This window comes from Niveispirillum sp. SYP-B3756 (assembly GCF_009495745.1).
GTDB lineage: Bacteria > Pseudomonadota > Alphaproteobacteria > Azospirillales > Azospirillaceae > Niveispirillum.
The window spans coordinates 53,946-68,549 of the sequence record NZ_WIDQ01000007.1 but is presented as its reverse complement, the minus strand read 5'-3'; the positions used below and the strand labels follow the sequence as shown (position 1 = coordinate 68,549).

Genomic DNA, 14,604 nt, shown 5'->3' with positions numbered 1-14,604 from the left:
TGGGCTTACGCGGGCACGTGCCCGCGGGCCAGCGGTCGCTGGCCACCAAGGGTCATAGGACATGACCCTTGGTGTGTTTCCCTACACCCGCTCAAACCGCGCCGGTTTGCCGAAGAAACGGGTGGCCAGCAGGGTTATGCGGCCGGCCTCCCCCGTGGTCAGGAACTGCACCTGCCCGCTGCCGGGCCGGTCAAATTCCGGGTGGCGTTGCAGATAGGCGGCCAGACTGCGCGCCGTCAGGTCCGGTTGTGACAGCACCTCCACCCCCTGCGGCAATGCTGTGATAAAGGCATCGGCCACCAGCGGGTAATGGGTGCAGCCCAGCATCACCGCCTGGGGGGCGCCGCCGCCCAACTGGCCCAGCAAGCCATCGGTATAGCGGTGGATGGCGTCGCGTACCTGGGCGGGCGGAGCATCGCCTTCGATCAGCCGTACCAGTTCCGGGCAGGCCTGCTGCACCACGCGCACTTCCGGAGCACGGTGGCTGACTTCGCGCGGATAGGCGCCACTGTCCACCGTGCGGCTGGTGGCGAAAATGCCGATGGTGCGCGGCGGCCCGGCGGGGCGATCGGCAGCCAGATCGGCCATCCAGGGCACGCCGGTAATGGCCTCCACCATCGGCACCAGCACGCCCAGCACCCGCCGGCCGGGATAGGCCCCGTCCAGCCAGGTCTGTTGCAGGCGGCGCAGGGCCACGGCCGAGGCGGTGTTACAGGCCAGCACCACCAGCCGTGCCCCCTGGTCGAACAGCCGGGACACGCTGTCCAGCGTCAGTTGATAAATCTCTTCCGGGGTGCGGTCGCCATAAGGGGCGAAATGATGATCGCCGAGATACAGGAAATCATGCGTCGGCATGGCATCATGCAAGGCACGCAGCACCGTCAGCCCACCATGGCCGGAATCAAACACACCGATCATGAAACAGGTCCACCCAGACTACCGAATTTCCTGGGTGTAACATGGGATCATGGCGATGGAAGGGCCATTGCGACAGGGCAGCCCCTTGCCAAGCGGCCCCTGCCTGTGCGTAATTCCCTGCGCGCTTGTTAGGCATACCCCGCGCTGGAGATATTTCCGCACCATGTCCGTGCTGTCGTCCCGTACCCTTGTCGCCGCCGCCCTGTTGTTCAGCGCCGGCACCGCCTATGCCGCCCCCGACAAGAGTGAGCCGGTCGGCCCCACCATGGGGGACATTGTGCGGCAGGCATCCCAGCCGGCACCCAAGGCCGCCGCCCCCCTGCCCGCCGCCACGAACCTGCCCACCATGGGCGATATCGTGAAGCAGACGGAAGCCCAGGCCAAGGCCGCCCAGCACAAGGCCCCGGAAGGCTGCACCCGCCCCAAGCTGCCGGGCGATGTGCCGGATGGCACCAAGGCCAATGAGGAGGAAATCCGGCAGGCGCAATTGCGCGTGAAGGCCTATGTCAGCGAGTCGGAGGAATTCAACCGCTGCCTGGACGCGCTGGTGCAGGCCAATTACAGCCGTCTGACCGTGCATGAATATCTGTCGCTGACAGCCCAGCATGACCTGACCATCTCCGCCATGCAGTTGTTCGCCGAGCGGTTCAATGTGCAACTGCGCGCCTTCAAGGCCCGCAATAACGGCACGGCACCGGCGGCCAAGCCGTAAGAGTCCGTCCAAGAGCTTTCACTTCTTTTCCAATCGCTTAACCGTCATTCCCGCGAAGGCGGGAATCCAAAATCCGTGCTGTCGTATGGATTCCCGCCTTCGCGGGAATGACGGTGGGGAGAGGTCAAGGGTTCGAAAGATGCGATAACTTTCCGGACAGACACTAAGTAATCCCCTATTCCGCTGCCAGGGCCGTCAAAACCGGTTCCGGCAGCGGCTGGTCGAAGATGATATGGGCCCGGGTGGCGGATTTGCCGCGCACCCGGAAGCCCAGCGGTTGGCCGATCCGGGGCAGGATCACCTGCCCGCGCGCCTCCGGCTCCAGCACCAGCCCCGACAGGCTGGCCCCGCCGGCCGACAGATCCACCAGCCGGGCCGGCTGGGCCGCCGCCCCTTCCAGCTTTGTTTCACACGGAATATCAACATTGTAGCGCCTAGCCCCGCGCCGGTCGGCATCCGGCGTGGCCGTGCGCACCACCCGCACCAGCACTTTGTGCAATTCCTCAATGGCACCGGCCACGGCAGCGGCATTGCCGGCGACCATCTGGGCCTGATCGCCGCTTTCCGCCGCCTCCCGCGCCACGCCACCGATCAGTTCCGCCACCTCTCGCGCGGCGGCGGTGGTTTCCTGCACATTGCGGCTGATTTCCCGCGTGGCGGCGGCCTGTTGCTGCATAGCGCCGGCAATACCACCGGCGATGGCGTCGATTTCCGCGACGCGGCCGCCGATCCCCTCCACCGCCTGCACGGCATCGCCAGTGGCGTTGCGGATATCCTGAATGCGGGTGGTGATAGCGTCGGTTGATTGCGCTGTCAGGGTGGCCAGATGCTTCACCTCCCCCGCCACCACGGCAAAGCCCTTGCCGGCGTCACCGGCCCGCGCCGCCTCGATACTGGCATTGAGCGCCAGCAGGTTGGTCTGGTTGGCGATCTGGGCGATCAGGGCCGCCATCTCCCCGATGCCGTCCACCTGCTGGCGCAGGGCTTCAATCACCTGGGCAGCATGATGGCCTTGGGCCACAGCAGCACCCGTGCTGTCGCTGGCATGGGCAATCTGGGCGGCAATGTCATGGATGGTGGCCGACAATTCCTCGGTCGCAGCGGCGACGGCCTGGGCATTGGCCAGCGCCTGTTCCGCCGCCGCCGCCACCCCGCCGGACGCTTGGCCCACCCGGCCGGCCCGGCTGGCCAGGGTGCCCGCATCATCGGTCATGGCATGGGTGCGGGCCACCACATCGGCCACCGCCCGTGCACTTTCCTGTTCCACCGTGGCCGCCATCATTTGCACGGCACGCTGGCGTTCAGCGGCCACACGGCGCTCACATTCCGCCGCCTCCTCCGCCGTGCAGGCCAGCCGGGCGCGCAGCACCCGCAGCCGATCGGTGACCGCGGCAAATTCCAGGATGGCCGCCGGCTCAATCGTGTGGCTACGCGGATCACGGGTGATGGCTTCCAGATGCCGGCAAAGCCGCGCCAGCGGTGCCCGGATGGACAGGCGCAGCAGCCAGCCGGCCAGCAGGAAAAAGAGGAAAGCCACCACGCCCAGGGCAATGAAATCCCCCTCCAGCCCCTCAATCCGCGCCAGGGCGACCATCACATCGGGCTGGGGCCCGGTCAGGTCTCCCCGCAATTGGGACAAGCCGGCCAGACCAATCCCGCCCAACCCCGCCATCGCCAGGAACATGCCCAGAAAGGCGCCGTGCAGCCGACTGCCGATGCTGCGCCAGAGCAACCCCAGCCGCCCGGCCAGCCGGGTCGGCCGCAATTCGCCATTTTGCAGCCGTACCGGCAAGGCATCACCCCGGCGCATGGCAGCATAAAGCTGTTCAGCCGCCGCCACATCGGCCCGTTCCGGCCGGGTGCGCACGGAGAGGAAGCCGGTGACCGCTCCCCCCTCCACCACCGGGGTCACATTGGCCCGCACCCAATAGAAGCGGCCATCCTTGCGCCGGTTCTTCACCAGCCCTTCCCACGGCCGACCAGCCTTGATGGTGGCCCATAGGTCGGCGAAGGCGGGTTTGGGCATATCGGGATGGCGAACAATATTATGCGGCCGACCGATTAGTTCCGCCTGCGTGAAGCCGGATGCCTTGACGAAGGCCTCATTGGCGAACTGGATGCGCCCTTGCAGGTCCGTCCGCGACACCAGCACATCCTCGGCCGCCACCAGCCATTCCTGTTCCGCCATGATCCAGCCCCCGGCATAAAATGCGGCGGGAACTTAAGTAAAGTTGCGGCACCTGAATTTGACCTAGATCATACTGGTGATGTATTTCTCCCTTTCCGGGCAACCTTATCCTTAAGAAGGAGGATAGGTGTAGCAATATTGCACAAGCATTAACTTTTCGTGGCACCCCCTGCTGGCGATTTTGTTTCTTAAAAAGCAACAAAGCATTTCGTTCAGCGAAGAGAAATATCCCACAATATCAGCACTCTGTTCCCACCCCAGCGGGGTAGCCAAACAAAAACCCCCGGCGGATTTCTCCGCCGGGGGTCTTCGCACTCAAGCCTGTTCGGCTGAACGGCGTTGGACTTAGAAGTCCATGCCGCCCATACCGCCCATGCCACCCATACCGCCCGGTGCACCACCACCAGCGGCCGGCGGCTGCGGCTTCTCGCCGATCATCGCCTCGGTGGTGATCAGCAGGCCGGCAATGGAAGCGGCGTCCTGCAGGGCAGCGCGCACAACCTTGGTCGGGTCGATGACGCCGAACTTGAACATGTCGCCATATTCGCCGGTCTGGGCGTTGAAGCCGTGGTTGGTGTCAGCCTGCTCCAGCAGCTTGCCAACGATCACGGAACCGTCGAAGCCGGCGTTCTGGGCGATCTGACGCACCGGGGCCTGCAGGGCCTTGCGGACGATGTCGATGCCGAACTTCTGGTCCGCATCGGCGGCCGTCAGCGCGCTCAGGGCCTTGGTGGCGTACAGCAGGGCCACGCCGCCGCCGGCGACAATGCCTTCCTCAACCGCGGCGCGGGTGGCGTGCATCGCGTCATCAACGCGATCCTTGCGCTCCTTCACCTCAACCTCGGTCGCACCACCGACGCGCAGAACCGCAACGCCGCCGGCCAGCTTGGCCAGACGTTCCTGCAGCTTCTCACGGTCATAGTCGCTGGTGGTTTCTTCGATCTGGGCCTTGATCTGGGCGATGCGGGCCTCGATGTCAGCCTTGGCGCCTTCACCATCAACGATGGTGGTGTTGTCCTTGGAGATCGTGACCTTCTTGGCGCGACCCAGCATGTCCAGGGTCACGTTTTCCAGCTTGATGCCCAGATCTTCGCTGATGACCTGGCCGCCGGTCAGGATGGCCATGTCTTCCAGCATCGCCTTACGACGATCACCGAAGCCCGGGGCCTTCACGGCGGCGATCTTCAGGCCGCCACGCAGCTTGTTGACCACCAGCGTGGCCAGAGCCTCGCCTTCCACATCCTCGGCCACGATGACCAGCGGACGGGAGGACTGCACGACGGCTTCCAGCACCGGCAGCATGGCCTGCAGGCCCGACAGCTTCTTTTCGAACAGCAGGATGTAGGGGTTTTCCAGGTCCGCAACCATCTTGTCGGCGTTGGTCACGAAGTAGGGCGACAGGTAGCCGCGGTCGAACTGCATGCCTTCGACGACATCCAGCTCGGTCTCCAGGCTCTTGGATTCTTCGACCGTGATCACGCCTTCGTTGCCGACGCGGGCCATGGCTTCGGCGATCTTCGCACCGATGAAGGCTTCGCCATTGGCGGAGATGGTGCCGACCTGGGCGATCTCGTCGTTGGTCGTGACCTTGCGGCTACGGGCCTGGATGTCAGCCACGACGGCGGCAACAGCCAGATCAACGCCGCGCTTCACATCCATCGGGTTCATGCCGGCGGCGATGGCCTTGGCGCCTTCACGGACGATGGCCTGGGCCAGCACGGTGGCGGTGGTGGTGCCGTCGCCGGCCAGATCGGCCGTCTTCTGCGCCACTTCCTTCACCATCTGGGCGCCCATGTTCTCGAACTTGTCAGACAGTTCGATTTCCTTGGCGACCGAGACACCGTCCTTGGTGATGCGGGGAGCGCCGAAGCTCTTCTCGATCACGACGTTGCGGCCCTTCGGACCCAGGGTCACCTTCACGGCGTCGGCCAGAATGTCCACGCCGCGCAGCATCTTGGCGCGGGCGTCGGAGCCGAACTTAACTTCCTTGGCAGCCATTGTTTTCGTCCTTCGAATGAATAGGGATCAGATAGGGTTCAGTGAACCGACTCAGGCGTTCAGCACGCCCATGATGTCGCTTTCCTTCATGATCAGGTATTCGACACCGTCGATCTTCACTTCCGTACCGGACCACTTGCCGAACAGAACGCGATCGCCAGCCTTCACGTCCAGGGCGATCAGCTTGCCGGATTCGTCACGGGCACCGGAACCAACCGCAACCACCTCGCCCTCCTGGGGCTTTTCCTTGGCGGTGTCGGGGATGATGATGCCGCCGGCAGTCTTCTGCTCGGATTCGACGCGCTTGACCACGACGCGGTCGTGCAGCGGACGGAACTTCATGGATCTCTCCCTGAGATAGGCAAAAGTGTAAGGCGCGAGCCTTGTGTTAGCACTCACGCCCAGTGAGTGCCAAAGACCTATTCATCGCCCCCCTGTCTGTCAAGAGCGCGCTTGTCATAATTCGGGGTCAGATGGATGACAGTTTGGCAGCACTCTGGCGATGATGCTGCTAATCATTTGATATAAAAGGATATATTCACAAATACGCAAAATGGTGCCACGCTTCCCATGGTGCGTTGCGGCACCGGTTTGCAAGGGGAAGGAGGTTCCATGGGCATTTCAGCTTCATCCCTGTCCCAGCACGGACAGAATGTCACGTCCCTGTCCCGGCAATTGCGGGATTATCGCCTGACCACGGCGGAAATCCTCTACCACATGCCCGACCATCCGGGCCTGCTGCAGACCTATATCTGGCAGGAGCTGGATCTGGCCCCGCGCTTTCCAGTGCTGCGGCGATTCCTGGATTTCTGGGGCCGGGAGCTGGACGGCAAGCTGCATTCCGTGCGCGTGGCCCAGTTGGATATCGTCTCACCGGGCAAGATGCGCCATATTGATGCGCTGCTGACGCTGCAATAGGTGGCGGATCATACCATCGGTCAGAATTTTTGACCGATGGTAATGCTGCGACTGCCGCCGCGCCGCTTGGTAGCGGCGTAGCCAAGCCAACGGATGCCGGCGCCGGCGATTGAGGGGCACGAAAGCGTGACCATCGGTCATGATTTCGTGCTGCTAGTGTAAGGGGCGGGGCAACGGTTGCACAGGCGACTGGACAAACACGCCTGATCATTGCATCCCAATGTGGCCATTTTCGCATCCGGGATGCCCCGCCCATGCTCGCCCTTCTGTTTCGCTGGCTGCGCAGCCCCCGCCCCCGCGTGGGAGAAGCGTCGATGACGCGGCGGCTGTTCTGGCTGACGGGCTGGGTCATTGCCGTCTGCGCCGGCCATGTCGCCGCCATGGTCTGGCTGGAGGGCATGGGGCTGGGCGACGCGCTGTGGCTGACGGCCACCACCATCGTCACCGTCGGCTATGGCGACCTGTCGGCCAAAACCGATGCCGGGCGGCTGGCCACGGTCGGTTTTCTCTATGTTGGCGGCATCTTCGTGGTGGCCAGCCTGGTGTCGGCTCTGGTGGAATGGCGGGCGGATCAACTGGAACGCAAGGCCGGTGGGGCCTGGGGGTGGAACTTGTCCAACCATCTGCTGCTGATCGGGGAACCGTCCGGCGATATTGCCCAGCATATCGGCCGGCTGGTCGATCAGGTGCGCGCGCATGAGGATTGGGCCAACGTGCCCGTGCTGCTGCTGACCCGCGCCTTCGCTGACAGCCGGCTGCCATCCAGCCTGGGGGATCGGGCCATTGTGCATGTCACCGGCTGCGCCTCTGACCCGCAGGCCCTGGCCCGCGCCACACCGGACAAGGCCCGTACGATGCTGGTCTTTTCCACCTCCGAAACCGACCGGGAGGCAACGGCCCGCGTGCTGGATACGGTGCTGCGCCTGCGGGAGGTGAATGCCACCGCCCCCATCATCGCCGAATGCGTGGATGCCGGCGACCGTGACCGGCTGATCCGGCTGGGGGCCGCCCAGCCGATGCGGGTGATGCATGGCTATCCGGAAGCCGCCGCCCGCGCCATTGTCAGCCCCGGCTCGGAAGCGTTGATCGAACAGCTTTTCACGGCGGAAGGCGATGAATGCCGCCGCATCGACCTGCCCCGCCCCTGGTCCGGCCCCTGGCTGGACCTGCTGACCCGGATCGCCGGGGCCGGCATCGGCACCCCCATCGGCTATCGCTGTGCCGATACCGGGGCGGTGCTCTCCAATCCGCTGGGCCGACAGATCAAGACCGACGCCCTGTTCCTGATCGTCGGGGACGACCGGCAGGCCAGGGCGGCGACCGATGTGACCCGGCTGCTGTTAGGGTAATACCAACCCGCCTAAAGGTTGACCATTAGGCGGGTTGGAGGCCGGCGACCGCCGGCCCGCCGCACGTGCGGCGTGAGCCAAGGGCGCGGAAGCGCCCGCCCGGCACCTGAGGGAACGCAAAATCTCCCTGGATCGGTTACGATCAAGGGAGATTAGTATAACAACTCAGAAGGGGCGCACGATCACCAGAATGACGATGCCGATCATCAGCAGGGTCGGCACTTCATTCAGGATACGGAAGAATTTCTGCGGCTTGGTGTTGGCATCCTTGGCAAACACCCGAACATATTTCGACAGCACACCATGCACGCCCGACAGCACCAGCACCAGGGTCAGCTTGGCATGAAGCCAGCCCTGGCCCTTCAGCAGGTCGGGGTTAAGGGCGATCATGCCGATGCCGAAAATCCAGGTGGCGATCATGGCCGGGTTCATGATCGCCTTCAGCAGGCGGCGTTCCATCACCTTGAAGGTTTCCGATTGCGGCGACCCGGCGGGCGCTTCGCAATGATAGACGAACAGGCGTGGCAGATAGAGCTGTGCTGCCATCCAGGCAATGACGCTGATGACGTGAAGGGCCTTGATCCATAAATAATAATCAGTCATGGCGTTGTCCGCTCCCGTTCCGGCCGGTCCTGTATCCCGATGGACCTTTGCCCTTTTTGATCCGCCAGGGCTACATAACATCGCGCCGCATGGGGGCAAAGCCCCCACAAGGCCAAACTGTCTCAACAGGGCTCATGTGAAAAGGTTGTCATGCCGGTGTGTGCCTTTATAGTTACCGCCTTCGGCGCCGGCGCGGCGCAAGGGAACGCATGATGGCCGACACCAGCGAACAAGCCGCCAGTGAGGAAGTCGCCGCCGTCGCGGCGGAAGAGGCACTGTTCGATGACAGTGCCCGCGACGCGCTGCATATCCTGCCCATGGGCATGTTGCCGCTGGAAACGCCGGGCCTGCGCCGGGCCAAGCTGATCAAGAATGCCCGGCTGGAAACGGTGGTGGAGGTGTTCCACGACCGCCAGACCGGCAGCGGCCAGATCAACCCCGACCATCTGGGCAGCCTGTTCCCCAGCCATGCCAAGGCCCTGCGCGCCGATATGGCGCAGATCAACAAGCTGATGCGGATCAACAGTTTTGATGTCTATACCCTGCGCAAGGAGCTGCGCCGGGTGGGCATCGCCGTCAATGACGCCAAGGCCTTGCAGCTTTCCGACAGCAAGCGCGCGGAACTGACCGGCTATATGAAGGATTTCACCCGACCGCTGCTGCAGCAGGTCTATGGCGGCGACGACCGGCAGATCAGCGATGTGGCCGACATTCTGGCCATGCTGGCCAATCCTGATAAGGAAGAGGCGCTGACCAATCTGCGCCTGTTGTCAGAAAAGCTGAAGGTCAAGCTGAACGAAATCCCGGATTTTCTGGAAGATTATGGCGACGTCTTCCTGTCGCTGGCCTATTTCCGGTCCTGCCTGGACGGCATTGTGCCGGAAGTGCAGAAATTCATGAAATGGGCCAATGAGCCGAAAAGCAGCGAGCTTATTTCGCGCGACCGGCTGGTGATGAAGATGCTGGCCGATGTGCAGACGAAACTGACCTCCATAACCACCTCGATCACCGGCCGGTTTGAGGCGTTCGACCGCCGCAGCAAGGATTTCTGGAACGATATCAGCGCGGAGAGCTTCCGCGCCGTGCGCCACCAGATTGAAAGCCACCATGTCACCATTGGCGGCGTGCTGTGCGGGCTGGCGGTGAAGATGGCGCTGTGGAAGGCCCGCTTCCCCCAGGGCGGGGGCGGGCCGCAGAAACGGGTGGAGTTCGTCCGTTCCGAAATCCTGCCCGGCCTGGACCATATCCAGGCCATCGAATCGGCGGCTTCCGGGGTGAAGTGACCGCCTTTTCGCCCTAATCGGCCGGCACAACCTCAATACAGCATAACCCGGAAGACAGGGTTGCCGTGGCATCGCTTTCCAGGCGATGGCAGGGGCCTTTATGGTGATGCCCGTCTTACCCTTTCCCGCCGGATGCCCCCGTTGAGTGAGCTGACCGCCCCGCCCCGTTTCCGCCCCAGTGGGGAGCCACCGCGCCCGGTGCGCCCACCGCCGCCGGAACGCCGTCCGCCGCCCCCACCGCGCCCGCCCCGGCAGCGGGCGGGAGGCGGCAAGGGGGGAAAAGGCGGCTGGGGCCGGCGTATCCTGACGGTGCTGGCCGTGCTGGCCATCTGGGTGGGCATGGCCGGGGCCGGCCTGATCGCCTATTTCGCCTATGATCTGCCCGATATTTCCCAGGTGGCGCAGGCCGACCGCCGCCCGGCGGTGACGCTGCTGGCGGCCGATGGTACGCCGTTCCACCGGTTTGGCGATCTGCGCGGCGAAACGCTGGATGTCTCCCAATTGCCGCGCCATCTGATTGATGCGCTGGTGGCGACGGAGGATCGGCGCTACTGGAGCCATTTCGGCGTCGATCCGCTGGGCATTGCCCGCGCCTTCTATGCCAACCACCAGGCCGGGCGCACGGTGCAGGGCGGGTCCACCCTGACCCAGCAGCTGGCCAAGAACCTGTTCCTGACCCCCGACCAGACCCTGCGCCGCAAGGCGCAGGAGGCGTTGCTGGCCATCCGGCTGGAACATGAATATAGCAAAGAACAGATCCTCACCGCCTATCTGAACCGGGTCTATCTGGGGGCCGGTACCTTTGGCATTGATGCGGCGGCCCGCACCTATTTCAACAAATCGGCGCGTGACCTGAACCTGCGGGAATCGGCCATCATTGTCGGGCTGCTGAAGGCGCCCTCACGCTATGCCCCCACCGCCAATCCCGACCGGGCCACAAGGCGCATGGGGGTGGTGCTGCGGGCCATGGAGGAAGAGGGCTATATCACCGAGGCACAGTTGCAGGCCGCCATGGCCCCCCCGCCGGATGAGAAGCGGGACGAGGTGCCGGATGGCGACGGGCGCTATCTGGCCAGCTGGGTGGCCGATCAGGTAGCCGGTTTCGTCGGGGCCGATCATGGCGATCTGGTGGTGCGCACCACGTTTGACGGCAATCTGCAGCGCATCGCCGATGCCCAGGTGGCGGCCATGCTGGCCGGGCCGGGGGCAGAGGCCAATGTCGGCCAGGCGGCCGCCGTGATCATGGCGCCCGACGGGGCTGTGCACGCCATGGTCGGCGGTCGCGGCTATGACAAGAGCGAGTTCAACCGCGCCACCCAGGCGCTGCGCCAACCCGGTTCCTCCTTCAAGCCCATCGTCTATCTGGCGGCCCTGGAGGCGGGGTGGAGCGAGAACAGCACCATTCTGGATGCGCCCTATACCAAGGGCAAATGGCATCCCGGCAATTATGACGGCAAGTTCCGCGGCGAGGTGACGCTGAGCACGGCGCTGGCCAATTCGCTCAACACCGCCACCATCCGGCTGATGGAGGCGGTGGGCGTGGATAATGTGCGCAATGCCGCCAAACGGCTGGGCCTGACCACCACCATGCGCCGTGACCTGTCACTGGCGCTGGGGACGTCGGAAACCACCCTGCTGGAACTAACCGGTGCCTATGCCACGCTGGCCAATGAAGGCCAGGGTGTGATCCCCTATGCCATCACCGAAATCCGCGACACATCCGGCAATGTGCTGTACCGGCGCCAGGGCTCCAGCGCCGGCTATGCCGTGGCCGCCCCCCATGTGGAGGCGATGAACCGCCTGCTATCCGGCCCCGTTGAACGCGGCACCGGCAAGGCCGCCCGGCTGGACCGCCCCACCGTGGGCAAGACCGGTACCACCCAGGATTACAAGGACGCCTGGTTCATCGGCTATACGGCCGATTTGGTGGGGGGTGTCTGGCTGGGCAATGATGATGGCAAGCCGATGAAGAAGGTCACCGGCGGCGGCCTGCCGGCCAAACTGTGGCATTCCATCATGGCGGAGGCACATCAGGGCCTGCCGGCGCGCGGCCTGCCCGGTCTGAACCGGGTGCCGACAGATGATCCCATCGGCGCCCTGCTGGCCCAGCATCCGGGCGATGGCATGGAGACCACGGCGGATGCCGGCATCCCGGAGGTACATTCCGAACCGCTGGGCGAACCGCCACCGCCGGAGCCGGAACCCGCCAGCAGCGACCCGATCGGCAATCTGCTGCGCCGCCTGACCGGTAAGCAGTAATACCCTGTTCCGGTGATCATACCCGATCACCGGCCTCAAGCGCCGGCGCCAACGCTGTTGGCTTGGGTTACGCGGCACGGGCCGCGCGGCGGCGGTCGCCGCCGTACCAAATCCCGGTGAGTTCTACTCACCGGGATTTGGTATAAGAATCCGTGCTGCGTCCAGCGCTTACCGATTGCACCGCCCTGCGGAATTGCCGACTGTGATAGGGTTCATTAATCGTCAGTCGGGTGGAAATGCGGATGATTGGCCGGTGGCTCTGTCTGGTAGTGGCACTGTTCTGGCTCGGCAGCCCGGCCTGGGCGGGTGGGGTGCTGCATCGGGGCAACGGGTCGGAACCGCAATCGCTGGACCCGCATAAATCCACCGGCGAGTCGGACGGCTGGATTCAGCGCGACCTGCTCGAACCGCTGCTGACGGTGGATGCCAGGGGCGCCCTGATCCCCGGTGCGGCGGAACACTGGACCATCAGCGATGATCTGCGGACCTACCGCTTCCATCTTCGGCCAGAGGGGCGCTGGTCCGATGGCAGCCGGGTGACGGCGGATGATTTCGTCTTTGCCTGGCGCCGCCTGCTGGACCCCGCCACCGCGTCGCCTTATGCCTTCTATCTCTGGCCCGTGAAGAATGGCCGGGCGGTGGCGGAAGGGCGCCTGCCGCCCGAGGCGCTGGCCGTGCGCGCGGTGGACAGCCTGACGTTTGAGGTGGAGCTGGCGGCGCCCACCGGCTATTTCCTGGCCGCGCTGCAATATCCCGCCACCGCCCCGCTCAGCCGCGCCAATGTCGCACGCTACGGGGATGGCTTCACCCAACCGGGTCGGCTGCTCTCCAACGGGGCCTTCACGCTGGCGGCGGCGGTGCCGCAGGACCATGTGAAGCTGGTGCGCAACCCGCGTTTCCACGATGCGGCCACTGTCAGCCTGGATGCTGTCTATTTCTACCCGACGGAGAATCAGGAAACCGAGCTGAAGCGTTTCCGCGCCGGGGAGCTGGATGTCACCTATGATGTGCCATCGGCACAGCTGGGCTGGATACGGGAGAATCTGCCCGGCGCGCTGCGCACCGCCCCCTTCCTTTCCACCTATTTCTATTATTTCAATCTGCGGCGGGAGCCGTGGAAATCCAGTCCCGAGCTGCGTCTGGCCCTGTCCCTGGCCATTGACCGACAGGTGATTGTGGAGAAGATCACCCGCGCCGGGGAGGCACCGGCCTATACGCTGACCCCACCCGGCACGGATAATTACCAGCCGCCGGCCCCCGCTTGGGCCGGTTGGTCGCAGGCAAAAAGGGAAGAACTGGCCCGCAGCCTGATCCGCAAGGCCGGCTATGGTCCCGGCGGCAAGCCGCTGGAAGTGGAAATCCTGTTCAACAACAATGAACTGCACCGCCGCATCGCCATCGCCATGGAAGCGATGTGGCGGCAGGTACTGGGCGTGCGGGGACGGCTGGTCAATCAGGAATGGCGGGTGCTGCTGGCCAACCGGGCGCAGGGGCAATTTAGCGACCTGGCGCGCGGCGGCTGGATTGGCGATTACAATGACGCGTTCAGCTTCCTGTCCATCCTGCAATCCGGGGCCGCCGGCCAGAACCATGCCGCCTATGCCAATGCCGATTACGACCGGCTGCTGATTGAGGCGGCAGCGCAAGGCGACCCGATGCGCCGCCGCGCCCTGATGGAACAGGCTGAAACCCAGCTGCTGGCCGATGCCCCCATCATCCCGCTTTACACCTATGTCACCAGCCATCTGGTGGCGGCCCATGTGCGGGGCTGGGAGGACAATATCCGCGACCTGCACCTGTCCCGCTATCTGTCGGTGGTACCGAAGGGCTGATCTGCAACGGATAAAGGGATTGCTGACTTTTATTCCAAATGAAGTATTTTTACCCTCAAAACGAAACGAAAATAAAAAATTCAAGGTGACGCGAATTTCCCAGGCCCAACACCCGCCCTTCCCGCGACCCAGCCATGTGACAAGGGCGTTTACCATTAAGGGCTTGTTTACCGTACGGGCGTGAATGTCGCTGCCAATTCACTGGTCTTTTTACAACCAGGATTGGTCATGAGTCCGCGTCGTTTGCAGCAGCCCCCAAGCACCAGCCCAGAGGTGCGTCCAGCGCCCCGCCGGCTGGCCCTGGTGCCCCCGGAAAATCCCCCCCCTGCGACCGCAGTGGCCGGTATGCCGTCGCTGAGCGCGGAAGAGGAGATGTATGCGCGCGCCGCCCTGGCCTGCTACGCCAAGGCGCTGGCGACCGACGATCCCGATCTGGTGACCAACCTGCTGGAGGCCGGCGCCTGGTTCGCCCGCCTGGGCAACAATACCATCGGTTAAAATTTTGAACCGATGGCAATGCAGCGACTGCCGCCCTGGCCCTTGA

12 protein-coding genes are annotated in these 14,604 nt (G+C 64.2%); 7 read left to right on the top strand and 5 right to left on the bottom strand.

What is annotated here, in order from left to right; all coding sequences use genetic code 11:
• Positions 1–81: 81 nt before the first annotated feature.
• Complete coding sequence (gene murI, locus GE253_RS15365; RefSeq protein ID WP_153205044.1) at positions 82–918, bottom strand: glutamate racemase; 837 nt, start codon at positions 916–918, stop codon at positions 82–84.
• Between the two features lie 163 nt (positions 919–1,081).
• Here murI and GE253_RS15360 point away from each other — a divergent pair, with 163 nt between their 5' ends.
• Positions 1,082–1,630, top strand: coding sequence for a hypothetical protein (locus GE253_RS15360; RefSeq protein ID WP_153205043.1), 549 nt, complete (start codon positions 1,082–1,084; stop codon positions 1,628–1,630).
• 175 nt (positions 1,631–1,805) lie between these two features.
• On the opposite strand, the gene GE253_RS15355 is transcribed toward GE253_RS15360, so the two are convergent.
• The 3 genes from GE253_RS15355 to groES form a co-directional block, all read right to left on the bottom strand.
• Positions 1,806–3,818 (bottom strand): methyl-accepting chemotaxis protein, encoded by a 2,013-nt coding sequence (locus tag GE253_RS15355; protein ID WP_153205042.1) that lies wholly within the window; start codon positions 3,816–3,818, stop codon positions 1,806–1,808.
• Between the two features lie 345 nt (positions 3,819–4,163).
• Entirely contained in the window at positions 4,164–5,816 is a 1,653-nt protein-coding gene (gene groL / locus GE253_RS15350) for a chaperonin GroEL (protein ID WP_153205041.1), read from the bottom strand.
• Positions 5,817–5,867: 51 nt separating this feature from the next.
• Positions 5,868–6,158, bottom strand: a complete 291-nt coding sequence (groES, locus tag GE253_RS15345) for a co-chaperone GroES (RefSeq protein WP_153205040.1) — start codon at positions 6,156–6,158, stop codon at positions 5,868–5,870.
• 270 nt (positions 6,159–6,428) lie between these two features.
• Between groES and GE253_RS15340 the strand changes: the two genes are divergently transcribed.
• Positions 6,429–6,734, top strand: coding sequence for an usg protein (locus GE253_RS15340; protein ID WP_153205039.1), 306 nt, complete (start codon positions 6,429–6,431; stop codon positions 6,732–6,734).
• Between the two features lie 254 nt (positions 6,735–6,988).
• Positions 6,989–8,083: a potassium channel family protein gene (locus GE253_RS15335; protein ID WP_153205038.1), complete on the top strand. Its 1,095-nt coding sequence runs from the start codon at positions 6,989–6,991 to the stop codon at positions 8,081–8,083.
• Between the two features lie 165 nt (positions 8,084–8,248).
• Here GE253_RS15335 and hemJ read toward each other — a convergent pair whose 3' ends face one another.
• Positions 8,249–8,686, bottom strand: coding sequence for a protoporphyrinogen oxidase HemJ (hemJ, locus tag GE253_RS15330; RefSeq protein WP_153205037.1), 438 nt, complete (start codon positions 8,684–8,686; stop codon positions 8,249–8,251).
• Between the two features lie 209 nt (positions 8,687–8,895).
• Here hemJ and GE253_RS15325 point away from each other — a divergent pair, with 209 nt between their 5' ends.
• From GE253_RS15325 to GE253_RS15310, 4 genes are all read left to right on the top strand, one after another.
• The gene (locus tag GE253_RS15325) at positions 8,896–9,969 is read left to right on the top strand and encodes a hypothetical protein (RefSeq protein WP_247878685.1); all 1,074 of its coding nucleotides are present in this window, start codon (positions 8,896–8,898) and stop codon (positions 9,967–9,969) included.
• Positions 9,970–10,110: 141 nt separating this feature from the next.
• Entirely contained in the window at positions 10,111–12,228 is a 2,118-nt protein-coding gene (locus GE253_RS15320) for a PBP1A family penicillin-binding protein (protein WP_247878684.1), read from the top strand.
• Positions 12,229–12,470: 242 nt separating this feature from the next.
• Positions 12,471–14,060, top strand: coding sequence for a peptide ABC transporter substrate-binding protein (locus GE253_RS15315; protein WP_247878683.1), 1,590 nt, complete (start codon positions 12,471–12,473; stop codon positions 14,058–14,060).
• Positions 14,061–14,288: 228 nt separating this feature from the next.
• Complete coding sequence (locus GE253_RS15310) at positions 14,289–14,558, top strand: hypothetical protein (protein ID WP_153205035.1); 270 nt, start codon at positions 14,289–14,291, stop codon at positions 14,556–14,558.
• Positions 14,559–14,604 lie beyond the last annotated feature (46 nt).